Source organism: Nocardioides cavernae (genome assembly GCF_016907475.1).
GTDB lineage: Bacteria > Actinomycetota > Actinomycetes > Propionibacteriales > Nocardioidaceae > Nocardioides > Nocardioides cavernae.
This window is the reverse complement of the sequence record NZ_JAFBCA010000001.1, coordinates 3,639,667-3,653,519: the sequence shown is the minus strand read 5'-3', so window position 1 is coordinate 3,653,519 and position 13,853 is coordinate 3,639,667. Positions and strand designations below refer to the sequence as shown.

The following is a 13,853-nucleotide window of genomic DNA, read 5'->3' as shown; positions in this document are numbered from 1 at the left end:
GCTGGTCCTCTCAGCCGCGCGAGGCGTCCTGGCCGCGGGGCGTCTCGACGATGATCGGGTCGACGGCCACGTCAGCCGGAGCGGCCACGTGCTTCGGCTCGGCCTCGTCCTTCGTGGCCGACTTGTCGTCGTCCATCAGTCCCTTGGTCTCGGACTTGAAGATGCGCAGGGCCTGGCCGGAGCCGCGGGCCAGCTCGGGGAGCTTGGAGGCTCCGAAGAGCAGGAGCAGGACGGCCAGGATGATGAGCAGCTCCATGCCGCCCAGCCCTCCGATCAGGAGGGGCGTCGTGGTGGAGGTCATGCGGTCTTCCTTTCATCGGGTGATGCGGGGGTGAGGATCTCGTCGACGATCTCCTCGACGGTCTCGTCGTCGACCTCGTCCTCCTCGTCGCGCTCGGCGAGCGCTTCCTCGACCTGGCGGCGGATCAGCTCGCGCGGGTTGAGGTCACGCAGCTCGAGGTCGGCGTAGTCGTCGCCGAGCGAGGAGCGGAGGTCGTCACGGACGGAGTCGCCCATCCGCTTGGCGGCCCTGATCCCGTGGGCCAGCTGCTTGGCCAGCCCGGGGAGCTTGTCGGGTCCGAGCAGCACCACGCCGAAGAAGGCGATGACGGCGAGCTCAGGAAGTCCGATGCCGAACATGTGGTGTCCTCTCAGCTGCCCCGGGGCGGCCCGGACGCCGTGTGGCGCCCGGACCGTCCGGGGAGGGAAACGCTCAGGCCCGGTGCTTCGCCGGCTGGCGGCTCAGCACGCGGTCGACCTCGGCCGACCAGTGGGCAGGCCGCATCGCGGCGTGGTGCACTGACGGGTGCGTGGCCAGCCACGAGGCGCGCAGCACCACGAGACCGAGCACGAACATGCCGAGCAGCTCGATCGCGGGCACGACGATCAGGCGCTCTTGTTGACGGCGCCGTTGACGCCCCTCGGGAAGAAGCCTCCCTTGGTGACCGACTTCGGGTTGAGGTAGACGACGTTGAGCACCTGGCCGGGCGTACGGCTGAAGGCGATGCCGTTCTTGTCCGTGGGGACGAGGTTGGCCTTGCCGGCCTCCGAGCCGATGCCCTGGTCCTTGCCGGACTTGCCGTCGAGGCTGTCGCGGGCGTTGGAGATGGCCTTGGCGGCATCCTGCAGACCCTTGGAGTACAGCGCGCTGCGCACGATGCCGGCGTGGTAGGCCTCGACGGCCAGGATGCCGGCGGCAGCCTCCAGGTAGGTCTTGTTGCTGATGAGCGGCGCCGCGCCCTTGTAGGCCGTGACGCCCACGTCCTCGAAGATGTAGGCCGCGAGGAGGAAGTTGTCCTCGTTGGCGTACGGGTCGAAGGTCTGGCCGGGCTGGATCAGGCCGGCCGCGGTCGCAGCAGCGGTGAAGCTCTCCTGGATGTTGATGGCCGGGCGGGCCACCTTCGCGCCGCCGAGCGCCTTGCGCAGGAAGGTGACGTGGTCGAGTTCGTCGGTGGCGATCTCCTCCGCGTACTTGCGGATCGCCGGGGTGGCGAAGGAGACCTGACGACCGCCCTTCACCCCACCCTTCTTGCCCTTGCCGGACGTGAGCTTGTCGTCCAGGCCCTTGCCGAACGCGGCGTACTGGTAGAACTCGGCCTCGAGGTACTCGAGGTTGAGGGCGAAGTTGAGGACCGCGCCGTCGCTGACGCCTGCGGCCTGGGCCGACCCTGCGGTGGTCGCGCCGAGCGCACCGGCGCCGACCACTCCGAGACCGGCGACGCCGGCCGACTTGAGGAACAGGCGGCGATCGGTCTCGTTCTCCGCGCTCCGGTTGATCATGTCTGTGACTACTGCCTTGCCGAACATGCGTACTCCATTCGGATGTCGCTGTGCGTTCAAGGACGCCGCGCCTCCGGCGGCCCACCGGGACCGTGGCCCGGCTGGTGTGACCGTGTGCTTCGGTGCTGCCCGAGCAGACGGATTGGCCGGATGTGACCCGGACCACCCCCGGGGGTGGGCAGGCGTTGCCTACCGGGTCGTGCGCTCGGAGGCGTAGAGGCGGTAGAGCCAGTACGCCGAGACGGCGCACAGCAGGTGCCAGGCGGCGTGGCCCTGCAGCAACGAGTCGGGGTCGCACCACCCGGCGTTGCTGAGCAACCAGATGGTGAAGGCGACCAGCATCGAGGCCAGCGCGACGACGCCGTGGCGGAAGACCCGGCTGGTCTCGCCGCGGCGCCACAGCGCCGTCTCCAGCACGACCGCCACGACCAGCAGCACCCCGAAGGCGAGGTTGCCCGAGTAGTGGACGACGGGGACCGGGTCGGGCCACAGCCCGACGAGCTCGCACGCCGCGACGCAGACGACGTACGCCGTCACGAACGACGCGGTGCCGCGCCGGGTCCAGCGCACCCACGCCCAGGCCGCGGCGAAGCCGGCGATGAGGTACATGCTCAGCATGTCGAGGTGGCCGCCCCACTCGCTCTGGGTGGCGTGCATGGCGGCGGAGCCGGGCCCGAGCAGCACGACCACGCAGGCGTAGAACGTGGCGACGGTGGTCGACATGACGTGCTCGACACCGGGGTGCTCCGTCGCCCGGCGCTGCGCGTGCCGGGCGACCAGGAGGCCGGCGACGACGAAGCCGAGGTTGGACAGCGTGTTGGCCGGCTGCGAGATCGCGCCGTCGTACGCCCGCTCGCAGAAGTTGGCGCCGCGACCGACGTCCGGTCCCAGCCAGCCCTGCGCGACCGCCACGGCGAGCAGCGCCGTCGACCCGACCGCGACCCCGGCGGTGGTGATGAGGGGCCGCGGCACGGGTCGATCGTAGGCGGACCTAGGCGCGGGTGACCTGCACGACCGTCGGGCGGGGTCCGGCGAACTGTCCTGCGGCAGGTGCCGCGCCGGCGGGCACGTAGTCGGGGAAGCGCGACTGCGGGGCGGCCCACGAGCCGTCCTCGCCCGGGTGCTGGACGGCGACGAACACCGAGTCGTCGCGGTCGCGGATGACCGGGCCGCAGGTCTCGGCGCCGGACGGCACTGCCAGGAACTGCTGCACGTGGCCGCGCTCGGGACCCTCGACCGGCACCTTGAACAGGCCGTCGCTCACCTTGATCGCGCTCGGCTGGCCGTCGGTGGAGACCCACAGGTTGCCGAGGCTGTCGAAGGCCACGTTGTCGGGGCAGGAGATCGGCGACACCGGACCCGTCCAGCCGCCGAAGTAGCGCCCGGCCGAGGCCTCGTCGCCGCAGATGAGGAACAGGTTCCACCCGAACGTGTCGGCCGTGTGGTCGCCGCCGGTCGGGATCATCTCCACGACGTGGCCGTCCTTGTTGGCCGGGCGCGGGTTGGGCTCGGTGGGGCCCTCCTTGCCGACCTTGCCGCGGTCGGTGTTGTTGGTGCAGGCGACGTAGATGCGGCCGTTGTGGAGGTTGGGCTCGACGTCCTCCGGGCGGTCCATCTTGGTGGGCTGGACGGCGTCGGCCGCCAGGCGCGTGTAGACCAGCACCTCCTCCAGCGTGAACCCGGCGACCATCGACTGACCGCCGCGGGTGAGCGGGATCCACTCACCCGAGCCGTCGCTGACGCCGTCCTCGAGGCCGTCGCCGGTGAAGCGGGCCACGGACAGGTCGCCCTCGCTCAGCAGCGTGAGGTTGTGGCGCCGGGCCTTCGGGCTGGTGCCGGGCCGCAGGGTGTCGCGCGAGACGAAGCGGTAGACGTAGTCGAAGCGCTCGTCGTCACCCATGTAGGCCACCACGTGGCCGCCGCGGTTGACGATCACGTTGGCGCCCTCGTGCTTGAAGCGGCCCATCGCGGTGTGCTTCACCGGCGTCGAGGACGGGTCGCTCGGGTCGATCTCGACGATCCACCCGAAGCGGTTGGGCTCGTTGCGGTAGTCGGCGGTCGTGGCGTCCCAGCGCGGGTCGACCGAGCGCCAGTTGCGCGAGTCCTGCGTGGCGGAGAGGCCGTATCGGGTCTCCTTCGGGTCGGTGCCGGTGGCGCGGAAGTACTGGTTGAAGTTCTCCTCACCGGACAGCACGGTGCCCCACGGCGTCGTACCCCCGGCGCAGTTGTTCATCGTGCCGCGGACCGTGAGACCCGTCGGGTCGGCCGCCGTCCTGAGCAGCTCGGACCCGGCGGCGGGGCCGTCCATGGTGAACGGGGTGTCGAGGGTGATCCGGCGGTTCAGGCGCGCTCCGGGGACGTACGTCCACACGTCTCCGCGCTTGCGGCGCCGGAGCTCGACCACGGACATGCCGTGCGCGGCCCAGGCCGTGCGGATCACGGTCGCCGGGTCGGTGCCGGGGGCGAACATGATGCCCTCGTTGGTGTACTCGTGGTTGCACACGAGCAGCGCCTCGGTGCCGGAGCGGTTGGTCTCGATGATGTCCAGGTAGTCGTTGTTGTAGCCGAACTGTCCGGCCTGCGCCTCCGGCGTCTGGTGGGTGCCGTCAAAGGCGGGCGCCCCCGGCAGGATCGGGTCACCCCACCGCAGGATCGGGTCCCAGCGGTAGCCGGCCGGGACGGTGACGTCGTCGACGGTGGTGGCGGCGGGAGCGATCGGCATGAACGGCAGGTGGACCGGCTTGCCGTGACCGCCCTTGCCGGGCTTGGGGCCGGCCGGAGCGGCGGCCGCGCGGGCCATCGGGACCGAGGTGAGCGCGGCGACGGAGAGGCCGGTGCCGACGACGGAGCGGCGGCTCAGGACCGTGGCGGCGACGTCTCGGAAGTACGACGTCTCGGTGGTGTTGGGCACCGGGGCGGAGCAGGCGTCACCGCAGCGCAGGTGGCAGGTCACCGCGCTGCGGCTGCCGTGGGTCTGGCCCGCCATCGGCAGCAGCGTGCGGGTCGGGCTCGGGGTCTGGCTCGGGCTCGTGGCAGGGCGAAGCGGCATGGGGGGAGTCTCCGGAGGTCGTCGGGACGGACAGGCCGACTCTCGTCATCCGGGTGGCCCCCCGAGGGGCCTGCGGGTGGACGTCAGGTGAACGTCCGCAGGCTCCTCGGCGAAGCGGCTGCGGGACGTCAGGGCCTGCCGAACCGCTGGACGAACCGCCTCTGCCACGGCGTCTCCACGGCCGCCGGGTGGTAGGAGCGGCGCACGAACGCCACGGCCTCGTGCGTGGGCATGCCGTCGATGACCGCGAGGCAGGCGAGAGCCGTCCCGGTGCGACCGCGACCACCGCGGCAGGCGACCTCGACACGCTGGTCGGACGACCGTCGCCAGGTGTCGATGAGTGCCTCCCGCGCGTCCTCGGGGTCGGAGGGCGTCCGGAAGTCCCGCCACCGGATCCAGCGCGACGGCCAGCCGGGCGGAGGAGGAGCCTCGGCTGCCAGGTGGAGCCCGAAGTCCGGCCTGCCGGCGCCGCCCACGTCGGCCAGCGGGCACCCGCGGAGCGTGCGCCCGCTGGGCAGCACGAGCACGCCCGGCGTCGTCGGCTCCCATCCCGCTCCCACTGCGCGACCGTAGCGCCCGCTGCAGGTGGGCTGCCTGAGATGCTGTCGCCCGTGATCCCCAGCCCCCGGCGTACGGCCATGCTCCTCGTCGGATGTGTCGTCCTGGGCGTCGGCGTCGCCCTGCTGCTGGCGGCCGACCTGGGCTCGGACGGCTACTCGACCTTCGTCAACGGCCTGGCCATCACGACCGGGGTCGACTTCTGGATCGTCAACCTCGTCGTCGGTGTCGTGCTGGTCGCGCTGGCCGCGCTGCGGAAGGTCTACCCGGGCATCGGCACGGTGGTGCAGGTCGTGCTGGTCGGGGTGACGGTCTCGGTGGTGCTGGACCTGATCACGACGCCCGACGCGCTGGTCTCGCGGGCAGCCCTCCTGGCGGCGGCCTTCCCCGTGCTGGCGTTGGGCATCGCGCTGTACCTCGGCAGCCACACCGGCGCGGGCCCGGCCGAGGCGGCCGCGCTCGCCTGGGACCCGCCGGTGCCCTTCAAGTGGAGCTACAGCGTGGTGCAGGGCGGGGGAGCGCTCGGCGGATGGCTGCTGGGGGCGACGGTGGGTGTCGGCACGTTCGCGGTGATCCTGCTCCTCGGTCCCGCGGTGGACCTCGCGGCCCGGTTGTTGTCGCTCGATCTCCACCAGCAGGCGGATCCCGAGCACCACGCCGCGACCTAGTCTGGCGGCATGCTCATCGCCGAGGAACTGTTCCTGCTGCTGCGCCGCGACGACGGCAAGCCCGAGAGCGCCATGGCGCAGCGGAGCTACGGCCTCGCCGCCGCAGTCATCGCCGACCTGGTCGTCGCCGAGCGCATCACCCTGAGCGAGGACGATAAGGACCCCCGCATGACCGTGCTCGTGCCGGGGCCGGTCGGCCACCCGGCCCTCGACGCCGCGATGGTGCGGCTCGAGCAGAAGGACGGCAAGAAGCTGTCGTCGCTGGTCACGGACGGCAAGGTCGCCGTCGAGCGTGAGGTCGCCGCCGCACTGAGCACCGCGGGCGTCGTCGACGTCGAGGCGAAGCGCGCCCTCGGGCTGGTGCCCGAGAAGTACCCGGTGCGCGACCCCGAGCCCGAGCGACGCCTCCGCGAGCGGCTGCGGGTCGTCCTGCAGGGGGGTACGCCGACGCCCGCCGACGCGAGCCTGCTCTCCATCCTCCAGGGCCTCGACGTCGCCCCGAAGGTGCTCGAGGAGGAGAAGGGGACCCTCGGCAAGCGGCACCTCAAGAGGCGCATCGAGGAGGTCTCGACCGACGTCGTCGCCGGTGAGGCGGTGGCGAAGGCCGTCGCGGCGATGAACACGGCGATCGTGACGGCCGTGGTCGTGCCGATCGTGGTGTCCTCCGGCGGCAGCTGACGCCTTCGGACGTGGAGCGGCCGCGGGACCGCAGCTCACTGCGCAAGGGCTGCGACCCCGCGACCCGGGGATGGATCCGGCGGTCGATCAGACGGTCAGCTCGGCGCGGCCCGATCCTGACTGCGCGATCTCGATCTTGCGGGGCTTGGCCTTCTCAGCGACCGGGACGACCAGCCGCAGCACCCCGTCGGCGTACGCCGCTTCGATGCGGTCGAGGTCGAGGTTGTCGCCCAGCACGAGCTGGCGGCTGAATGCACCACGGGGACGCTCGGACGCCAGCGGCTCCCAGTCGCCGTTGCGGGCCACCCGCTCGGCGCGCACGGTGAGGACGTTGCGCTCGACGTCGAGGTCGATGCTGTCGGTGGTGACGCCGGGCAGGTCGAACTCGATGACGAACCGGTCGCCCTCGCGCCACGCGTCCATCGGCATGACCGCGGGACGGTTGGTCGTGCCCAGCAGCTGCTGGGTGAGCCGGTCGAGGTCACGGAACGGGTCGGTGGTTCGAAGCAACATCGTCTCCTCCTGGATCTGCCGGGTGGACCTGCAGGTCTCGAGGTCCACGACCTGTATTGATGGGTACAGGTTTTTTATACTCACGCGATGAGGCAGGATCAAGTCGTCCGGCTGAGAATTTCGTGAGATCCAGGGGGTGCTCGGTGGCAGGCAGCGACGACGGCGTGTACGCGATCTCCGTGGCCGCCTCGATGGTGTCGATGGAGATCCAGAACCTCCGCGTCTACGAGCGCCGTGGGTTGCTGACGCCCGACCGGACGGCAGGCGGCAGCCGGCTCTACAGCGACGACGACGTCGTCCGTCTCGAGCGCATCCGTGACCTGCTCGCCGACGGGCTCAACCTCGTCGGCATCGCGCGCGTCCTCGAGCTCGAGGACGAGGTGGACCGGCTGCGGGCGCGCCTGGGTGAGCAGTCAGCCTGACGCGGGGCGGCTGGTCAGCACCCGCACCGCGAAGTCGGTGGTGAAGTCGTTGTCGAGGAAGCCGACCACCTTGGTGACCCGGTCGAGATCGAGCGGCAGCAGCCCACGTGAGCCGGGGACGTCGGGGGTCAGGCCGAGGTCGAGGTCGTCGCGCCCGGACATCATCTGCACGTTGAACTCGTAGCGCTCGCGCGCGCCCGAGGCTGACAGCCGGCGTACGACGGTGGCGCCGACGCGCCGCCCGCCGGTCTCGGCCGACCAGTCGTCGAGGGCGCCGAGCAGGGCGGTGCCGCCGTTGTGGTCGATGTCCGACCACGCGGCGTCCATCGAGCCGGCGACGTCGAGCAGGATCGCGGCGGTCTTCTCGCCGATGCCCTGCACGCCGGGGAGGTTGTCGCTGCTGTCGCCGCGCAGCGCGGCGAAGGCCAGGTAGTTGGCCGGGCGGACGCCGTACATGTTGAACAGGCGCGCCGGGTTGAGCATGGGCGAGCCGTGGATCCCGCCGTCGATGAGCCGCAGCACCCGCGTGTGGTGGCTGATGTGGGCGAAGGCGTCGCGGTCCGAGGTGATGATCACGCAGTCCCAGCCGTTGGCCGTCGCCCACGTCGCCCCCGAGGCGTTGACGTCGTCGGCCTCCAGCCCGGGCGGGGTCAGGGTGGCCAGCCCCAGCGCGTCGAGCAGGGCGGCTGCCCGGTCGAGCTGGTCGATCAGCTCGGGGTCCTTCTCCGCCCGGCCGGCCTTGTAGTCGGGATAGAGGTCTCGCCGCATCGACCCGGACCGGTCGTCGAGGCCGAAGACGACGGCGTCGGGGGCGAAGGAGTCGATCGACTCGAGGATCTGGCGCAGCATCCCGTGCAGCGCCCAGATCGGGCGACCCTGCCGGTCGCGCAGCCCGGTGTGCGACCGCGCGTGGTGGTTGCGGTGCAGCAATGACGGCGCGTCGACGACGAGCAGCAGCCGGCGGGTGCGGGTGGTCGGTGTCATGGCGATCGGCGACAGCCTAGGCGAGGCTCGTAGGGTCGGGGGAAGTGAGCCGAGCCCGAAGCACCGAGGAGACGCCTTGATCTTCATCACCGCCAAGTTCCCGATCAAGCCCGAGCACGCCGACGACTGGCCCGAGCTGTCGCGGGCCTTCACCGAGGCCACCCGCGCCGAGGACGGCTGCCTGTGGTTCGAGTGGTCGCGCAGCCTGGAGGACCCGAACGAGTACGTCCTCGTCGAGGCCTTCCGCGACGGCGACGCTGGTGGCGCGCACGTCGGCTCCGACCACTTCAGGGCCGCGCAGGCCGAGCTCCCGCAGTACCTCGCCCGCACGCCCGACATCGTCAGCACCGAGGTCGACCAGGACGGCTGGAACGAGCTGGGAGAGATGAAGGTCGGCTGACCCTCAGGCGCCGAGACCGTCGAGGTAGCCCGCGAAGCCGTCCGGGGCACGGCCGGTCCGGCGTCCCGAGGTGACGACCGGCACGGCTCCGGTCGCCAGCGTCGGCACCCCGGCCTCGCGCATCGCCGTCACCAGCCCGACGTCCTCGTGCGTGGGCAGGAGCGGGAACCCGCCGACCGCCCGGTAGGCGTCCAGCGTGAAGCCGAGGTTGGCGCCGTGCACGTGGTCGTGGCCGTCCGCGGTCGTGTGGCGCTGGTGCCAAGCCGACAGCGCTCCGGCGGACACGTCACCGGGTCGCGGCTCGACGGTGCCGACCACGAGGCCGAGGCCGTCGGCCGCCCACCCGAGGTGCGAGGTCAGCCAGTGTCGCGGGACGACGCTGTCGGCATCAGTGCTCGCCACCCACAGGGAGCGGCTGCCGACGCCGGCCGCCCACGCCGCGGCAGCCTCGACGCCCTCCGAGCGGGCGACGCCGACGCAACCTGCGTGGGCGGTGACCGCGACGACGCCGTCGCGGTCACGCACCACCTGGGCGGAGCCGTCGCGACACGCGTCCAGGACGACAACGACCTGCGTGGGGACGTCTGCGTACGCCGCACGCAGCGCGTCGACGGCGGCCGCGACCGCGTCGAGGCAGGCGGGCAGCAGGACCTCCTCGTCGCGGGCCGGCACGACGACGGCCACGGCGTCGGGACGCGTCACGTGGACCGTCCCAGCACGTGCAGAAGGAAGTCGGGCTCCTGGTGCTCGACCAGCACGCGACCTCCGGCAGCGACGAAGGCGTCGACGAACGTGTCGTGGACCGCGGGCCCGGCGAGCGGCCAGCCGACGGGCTGGTGGCGCCAGTGGCACAGGAGCACGTGCCCGTCGTCGGCCAGCGAGGTGAGGCAGAGCCGGACCAGCTCCGCGAGCCCTCGGGGGCTGAGAAAGTAGCCGACCTCGGACACCGACACCAGGTCGTAGCGGGCCGCCGGCCACTCCTCCGGCACCCGGGCCAGCTCCACCTCCAGCCCGTCGATGCCGGCCGTGCGCCGACGGGCGAGGTCGACGGCCGCGGGGCTGTCGTCGACTGCCAGCAGCCGGTCGGAGCGGGTCGCGAGGTCGACGGCCAGCGCACCGACCGAGCAGCCGACCTCGAGCGCGAGCGGGTAGCGCTCGCGCGGCAGGCTGGCGAGCGACACGGCGCGCTTGCGGCGCTCGTAGGAGGAGTCGACGTCCCACGGGTCGGGTCGCTCGCGGTGGACCCGGTCGAGGGACTCGTCGTCGGCCTCGGGCCCGCCGACCAGGAAGACCTCCTGGTCGCGGTCGAAGTGGGCGAGCAGGTCGGGGCCGAGGAGCACCTCGTCACCGGGTGCGGCCGAGAGCGGCCGGACCTGGCTCTCGTGGGCGGCGACGGCTGCCCGCTTCGCCGTCCGGGCGTCCATCGACAACGGCAGCCGCGCGACGTGGGCCGCCGCGAGGTCGTCCGGCCGACCCCAGTGCCACCACCAGACGGGGTACTCCCAGAGGAGCGCATCGGTGCGGTGGGCGGCGGTCGCGGCGGCCCGCCCCACCGCCTCGTGGTCGGGGTGGCCATCGCCGCGCCACGGCGCGCAGAGGAGCACGTCGTCACCGTCGGTGCCGATGGCCTCGACGAGCGCTGCCACCAGCTCCTCGTCGTGCTGGGCCACCGCGCCGTCGGGCAGGTCGAGGCAGGTGACGTGCGCATCCGGGGCGAGCACCTTGGTGGCGCGCCGCAGCTCCGCCCGGCGCGCCTCCGCGAGCCGGTCAGGGGAATGGGTGGGTGAGTGCGGGTGCGAGCCCTCGCCGGCCGTCGCGGTCATGACCTCGACGCTCCGACCTGCGCGGGCGGCGGTGTGCAGCAGGCCGCCCGCCCCGAGCGTCTCGTCGTCGGGGTGCGCGCCCACGACGACGACGCGGCCGCGCGACCCCGGCAGCTCGAGGGTCGGCACGCTCGCCAGGACGTCGGACCACGACGAGGCCGTCGTACCGGGGAGGTCGTGCCGGAAGCGGGGAGCGATCACCAGCGCGACCCCGGGTCGTCGAGGACCTGCCGCCCGAGGGACGCCTGGTCGCGCTCGGCGTGCCACTGGCGGAGGTAGAGCTCGAGGTCGGCCACCCGGCGCGCGTGAGCCTCGTCGGTGGCCAGGGGGCCGGGGCCCAGTGCGTGGGCGGCGCGCCGCAGGACGTCCTCGCACGCATCGGCCACCACCTCGCGCACGCGCAGCGCCGCCCGCCAGCCAGCCGGTCCGGCGAGGTTGCCGGCGTCGAGGGCCGCGGCCGCCTGCTGCAGCACGGCCCGGGCGCCGTGCAGCCGCGCGTCGACGGCGCCGAGGTGCATCAACGCCACTTGGTCGGGCTCACGCGTGCTGGACGCCGCCACCAGGCGCCTCGCGACACCCACCGCCCCGCCGAACCAGACGGCGGCCACGCCGATCGCTCCCCACGCGAAGCCCGGTCGTTCGAGGTACCACCCGGGCACCCCGACGGCGCGCGCGTCCACCCCGTCGAGGTCGAGGGGACCCGAGTCGACCGCGGTGAGCCCGCGCGCCACCCACGTCCCGGCCACGGCCGTCACGTCCGGGTGGTCGAGGTCGACGGCGAAGAGCTGTCGCTCCTGGCCCACCCACGCGCTGATGAGCGCGTGGTCGAGGTCGCCCCCCAGCGAGCACCAGTGCTTGCGCCCGTCGAGGACGTACGACGACCCGCTCGGCGTCGCTCGCAACGGCTCGCCCGGACCCTCGGCGGCGAACACGCCCCACGTCCCGTCGCCGATCTCCTCGCCCGCCTGCCCGAGGATGGCGTGCGCGTCGAGGTGCGGCTCCAGCACCCGCGCGACGGTCAGGTCGGCCGCGGCGACGCTGGCGAGGGCCGACCACAGGAACGCGGTGCTGCCGCTGCCGGGATGCGGAAGCCGGCCGCCGACGTCGCGGGCGAGGTCCAGTGCAGCACGTACGTCGCCCGCTGCCGCGGTCGCCTGCTCGGACAGCGCGGTGAGCTCGCGTTGTTGCTCGGTCGTCGTGGCTCCGAGCTCGACGGGCCGGGCTCCGGCCCTTGCATGGTCGTCCGTCATCTGTCCCCCCGGGCTCGCGCGCCACCTCCCGGCGCGTGGCGCTACGCGCCGAGCAGGACGCTACGAGCGCGCACGCCCCCGCGGGACCTCCCAAGGGCTGGGGGTCTGGTGGCCCGCGGTGGTCGAGGAGGGACGACGTCCCGTCACGAGACCAGTCCACAGAGGGTGGCCAGGAACCGTCCACAGGCGTGGCCGCTGTCGGTGGTCACCGATAGAATCGAACACATGATCGAGGCGCTGGCAGGACCGCAGGCGGGTGGGGTGGACGACCTCACGGCCTCCGATCTGCTTGCGCTTGCGCGGGACCGGAAGGCGGCCGAGGACCGGGCAGCCGCCGACCTCCTGGTCGTGGCTGCGCGGTGGGCCGATCTGCATCCGCCGGAGTCGATCCACGACGCGGCTGCGTTCGCGGTGCCCGGCTGTGAGCACGAGGAGCCGATCGCCGGTCAGGGTGCGCCGCTGGTCGCGGAGTTCTGCCTGGCCGAGCTCGGTGCGGTCCTCGGGGTCTCGACGACGGCGGCGAAGAAGCTGGTCGGCCACGCCCTCGAGCTGCGCCACCGGCTGCCGCGGCTGTGGGGTCAGGTCCAGGCCGGGCGGGTCCCCGCATGGCGAGCGCGTTCGGTCGCGGAGGTCACCATCCACACCAGCCCCACCCTGACCGTCGAGGCCGCCGCCTTCGTCGACGCCCAGGTCGCCGCCGTCGCCGGCCGTGTCGGACCGGCGCAGCTGGACCGGCTCGTCGCGGAGACGATCAAGCGGTTCCACCTCGCCGACGTCGACCCGACCCAGGATCCGGAGGACGGCTACCTCCACGTCGACCCCCGCCACGCCACCATCCACTCCGACGACGTCCACTACGCCGGGACCATGCGGCTCGAGGCCGAGCTCGACATCGCCGACGCCCTCGACCTCGACCGGGCACTCGCCCACGGCGCCGAGACCCTGAAGGCCCTCGGCTCCGATGCCTCGCTGGGCGTCCGCCGTTCCGCTGCCCTCGGCGACCTCGCCCGCACCCAGACCGCGCTCGACCTCCACACCCAAGGCGCCACCGGCATACGCGATGCCGACGGGCTGCCCGCCGCCCGCGAAGTCGTGCTGCACGCCCACTTCGACGCCACCCTCGACGGCCTGACCACCGTCTTCGGACCGACCGGGCGGATGGAGGAAGGCCAGCGCCTCGTCCTCCTCGACCAGCTCCGGTCGTGGTGCGGCGACTCCCGGACCAGGGTCACGATCAAGCCGGTGATCGACCTCAACGCCGACCTCTCAACACCGGCGTACGAGGTGCCTGACCGGATTCGCGAGCAGGTCATCCTCCGCGACCGCACCTGCGTGTTCCCGTGGTGCACCCGCCCGGCCCGGGGATGCGACATCGACCACGTCGACGAGTACGACCACCACGCCGACGCAGAAGGCCGACCACAGCCCGGACCTACCCGAACGTCGAACCTCGCCGCCCTTTGTAGGTTCCACCACCGGCTGAAGACCCACACCGCCTGGCGCTACCAGATGACTGAGCCCGGGACGTTCGAGTGGACCTCCCCGCACGGCCACCACTACCGCCGCGACCGCCACGGCACCACCGCGGTCGACCAAGCGGAGCCACCTTGCCCGCCCGACATCCCGCGACCACGCCGACCATGACCCCGCCCCACACCCCGCCACCCACCAGGTAGCGGGGCCACAAGCACGCTCGGTCGGCCTGTGCGTGCCCTGACTGACGTCGGCG

Annotated in this window: 17 protein-coding genes; 5 read left to right on the top strand and 12 right to left on the bottom strand. The window is 72.6% G+C overall.

All coding sequences use genetic code 11. From position 1 onward, the window contains the following. Positions 1-10: 10 nt before the first annotated feature. The 7 genes from tatA to JOD65_RS17060 form a co-directional block, all read right to left on the bottom strand. Positions 11-301, bottom strand: a complete 291-nt coding sequence (gene tatA / locus JOD65_RS23825; RefSeq protein WP_191196104.1) for a twin-arginine translocase TatA/TatE family subunit — start codon at positions 299-301, stop codon at positions 11-13. Beyond that, a complete protein-coding gene (locus JOD65_RS17085) occupies positions 298-639 on the bottom strand; it encodes a twin-arginine translocase TatA/TatE family subunit (RefSeq protein WP_191196103.1) in 342 nt (113 codons plus the stop codon). The genes tatA and JOD65_RS17085 overlap by 4 nt, the downstream gene beginning before the upstream one ends. A 73-nt stretch (positions 640-712) precedes the next feature. Beyond that, the gene (locus JOD65_RS17080) at positions 713-880 is read right to left on the bottom strand and encodes a hypothetical protein (protein ID WP_191196102.1); all 168 of its coding nucleotides are present in this window, start codon (positions 878-880) and stop codon (positions 713-715) included. Between the two features lie 5 nt (positions 881-885). Continuing rightward, on the bottom strand, positions 886-1,779 hold the full coding sequence (locus JOD65_RS17075) for a ferritin-like domain-containing protein (protein ID WP_224747765.1): 894 nt from the start codon (positions 1,777-1,779) through the stop codon (positions 886-888). 189 nt (positions 1,780-1,968) lie between these two features. Further along, positions 1,969-2,751, bottom strand: a complete 783-nt coding sequence (locus JOD65_RS17070) for a ceramidase domain-containing protein (RefSeq protein ID WP_191196100.1) — start codon at positions 2,749-2,751, stop codon at positions 1,969-1,971. 19 nt (positions 2,752-2,770) lie between these two features. Continuing rightward, positions 2,771-4,828 carry a PhoX family protein gene (locus tag JOD65_RS17065; protein ID WP_191196099.1) on the bottom strand — a complete coding sequence of 686 codons (2,058 nt, stop codon included), beginning with the start codon at positions 4,826-4,828 and terminating at the stop codon, positions 2,771-2,773. A 128-nt stretch (positions 4,829-4,956) separates the two neighbouring features. Continuing rightward, positions 4,957-5,388, bottom strand: coding sequence for a protein-tyrosine phosphatase family protein (locus JOD65_RS17060; RefSeq protein WP_191196098.1), 432 nt, complete (start codon positions 5,386-5,388; stop codon positions 4,957-4,959). 51 nt (positions 5,389-5,439) lie between these two features. On the opposite strand from JOD65_RS17060, the gene JOD65_RS17055 reads away from it, so the two are divergent. Beyond that, positions 5,440-6,054 carry a DUF6198 family protein gene (locus JOD65_RS17055; RefSeq protein ID WP_191196097.1) on the top strand — a complete coding sequence of 205 codons (615 nt, stop codon included), beginning with the start codon at positions 5,440-5,442 and terminating at the stop codon, positions 6,052-6,054. A 9-nt stretch (positions 6,055-6,063) separates the two neighbouring features. Then, the gene (locus JOD65_RS17050) at positions 6,064-6,732 is read left to right on the top strand and encodes a GOLPH3/VPS74 family protein (protein ID WP_191196096.1); all 669 of its coding nucleotides are present in this window, start codon (positions 6,064-6,066) and stop codon (positions 6,730-6,732) included. 87 nt (positions 6,733-6,819) lie between these two features. On the opposite strand, the gene JOD65_RS17045 is transcribed toward JOD65_RS17050, so the two are convergent. Further along, positions 6,820-7,245, bottom strand: a complete 426-nt coding sequence (locus tag JOD65_RS17045) for an Hsp20/alpha crystallin family protein (RefSeq protein WP_191196095.1) — start codon at positions 7,243-7,245, stop codon at positions 6,820-6,822. A 143-nt stretch (positions 7,246-7,388) separates the two neighbouring features. Here JOD65_RS17045 and JOD65_RS23820 point away from each other — a divergent pair, with 143 nt between their 5' ends. Beyond that, on the top strand, positions 7,389-7,667 hold the full coding sequence (locus JOD65_RS23820) for a MerR family transcriptional regulator (protein WP_307821232.1): 279 nt from the start codon (positions 7,389-7,391) through the stop codon (positions 7,665-7,667). Here JOD65_RS23820 and JOD65_RS17035 read toward each other — a convergent pair. After that, positions 7,659-8,651: a 5'-3' exonuclease gene (locus JOD65_RS17035; RefSeq protein ID WP_191196093.1), complete on the bottom strand. Its 993-nt coding sequence runs from the start codon at positions 8,649-8,651 to the stop codon at positions 7,659-7,661. The two genes, JOD65_RS23820 and JOD65_RS17035, sit on opposite strands and share 9 nt — an antisense overlap. 76 nt (positions 8,652-8,727) lie before the next feature. On the opposite strand from JOD65_RS17035, the gene JOD65_RS17030 reads away from it, so the two are divergent. Continuing rightward, positions 8,728-9,051, top strand: a complete 324-nt coding sequence (locus JOD65_RS17030; protein ID WP_191196092.1) for a putative quinol monooxygenase — start codon at positions 8,728-8,730, stop codon at positions 9,049-9,051. 3 nt (positions 9,052-9,054) lie between these two features. On the opposite strand, the gene JOD65_RS17025 is transcribed toward JOD65_RS17030, so the two are convergent. From JOD65_RS17025 to JOD65_RS17015, 3 genes are read right to left on the bottom strand one after another with little or no spacing between them, the layout of a single operon-like run. Then, positions 9,055-9,753: a glycosyltransferase family 2 protein gene (locus JOD65_RS17025; RefSeq protein WP_191196091.1), complete on the bottom strand. Its 699-nt coding sequence runs from the start codon at positions 9,751-9,753 to the stop codon at positions 9,055-9,057. Continuing rightward, positions 9,750-11,075: a bifunctional PIG-L family deacetylase/class I SAM-dependent methyltransferase gene (locus tag JOD65_RS17020; protein WP_191196090.1), complete on the bottom strand. Its 1,326-nt coding sequence runs from the start codon at positions 11,073-11,075 to the stop codon at positions 9,750-9,752. The genes JOD65_RS17025 and JOD65_RS17020 overlap by 4 nt, the downstream gene beginning before the upstream one ends. Further along, on the bottom strand, positions 11,072-12,124 hold the full coding sequence (locus JOD65_RS17015; RefSeq protein ID WP_191196089.1) for an acyl-CoA dehydrogenase family protein: 1,053 nt from the start codon (positions 12,122-12,124) through the stop codon (positions 11,072-11,074). The genes JOD65_RS17020 and JOD65_RS17015 overlap by 4 nt, the downstream gene beginning before the upstream one ends. A gap of 225 nt (positions 12,125-12,349) precedes the next feature. Here JOD65_RS17015 and JOD65_RS17010 point away from each other — a divergent pair, with 225 nt between their 5' ends. Continuing rightward, entirely contained in the window at positions 12,350-13,768 is a 1,419-nt protein-coding gene (locus JOD65_RS17010; RefSeq protein WP_191196088.1) for an HNH endonuclease signature motif containing protein, read from the top strand. The last annotated feature ends 85 nt before the right edge of the window (positions 13,769-13,853 follow it).

What these genes read in the sequence shown, in the direction of transcription:
- JOD65_RS17035 (WP_191196093.1), bottom strand. Translation starts at nt 8,651, where the DNA reads ATGACACCGACCACCCGCACCCGCCGGCTGCTGCTCGTCGTCGACGCG.
- JOD65_RS17065 (WP_191196099.1), bottom strand. Translation starts at nt 4,828, where the DNA reads ATGCCGCTTCGCCCTGCCACGAGCCCGAGCCAGACCCCGAGCCCGACC.
- tatA (WP_191196104.1), bottom strand. Translation starts at nt 301, where the DNA reads ATGACCTCCACCACGACGCCCCTCCTGATCGGAGGGCTGGGCGGCATG.
- JOD65_RS17045 (WP_191196095.1), bottom strand. Translation starts at nt 7,245, where the DNA reads ATGTTGCTTCGAACCACCGACCCGTTCCGTGACCTCGACCGGCTCACC.
- JOD65_RS17015 (WP_191196089.1), bottom strand. Translation starts at nt 12,124, where the DNA reads ATGACGGACGACCATGCAAGGGCCGGAGCCCGGCCCGTCGAGCTCGGA.
- JOD65_RS17075 (WP_224747765.1), bottom strand. Translation starts at nt 1,779, where the DNA reads ATGATCAACCGGAGCGCGGAGAACGAGACCGATCGCCGCCTGTTCCTC.
- JOD65_RS17010 (WP_191196088.1), top strand. Translation starts at nt 12,350, where the DNA reads ATGATCGAGGCGCTGGCAGGACCGCAGGCGGGTGGGGTGGACGACCTC.
- JOD65_RS17085 (WP_191196103.1), bottom strand. Translation starts at nt 639, where the DNA reads ATGTTCGGCATCGGACTTCCTGAGCTCGCCGTCATCGCCTTCTTCGGC.
- JOD65_RS17050 (WP_191196096.1), top strand. Translation starts at nt 6,064, where the DNA reads ATGCTCATCGCCGAGGAACTGTTCCTGCTGCTGCGCCGCGACGACGGC.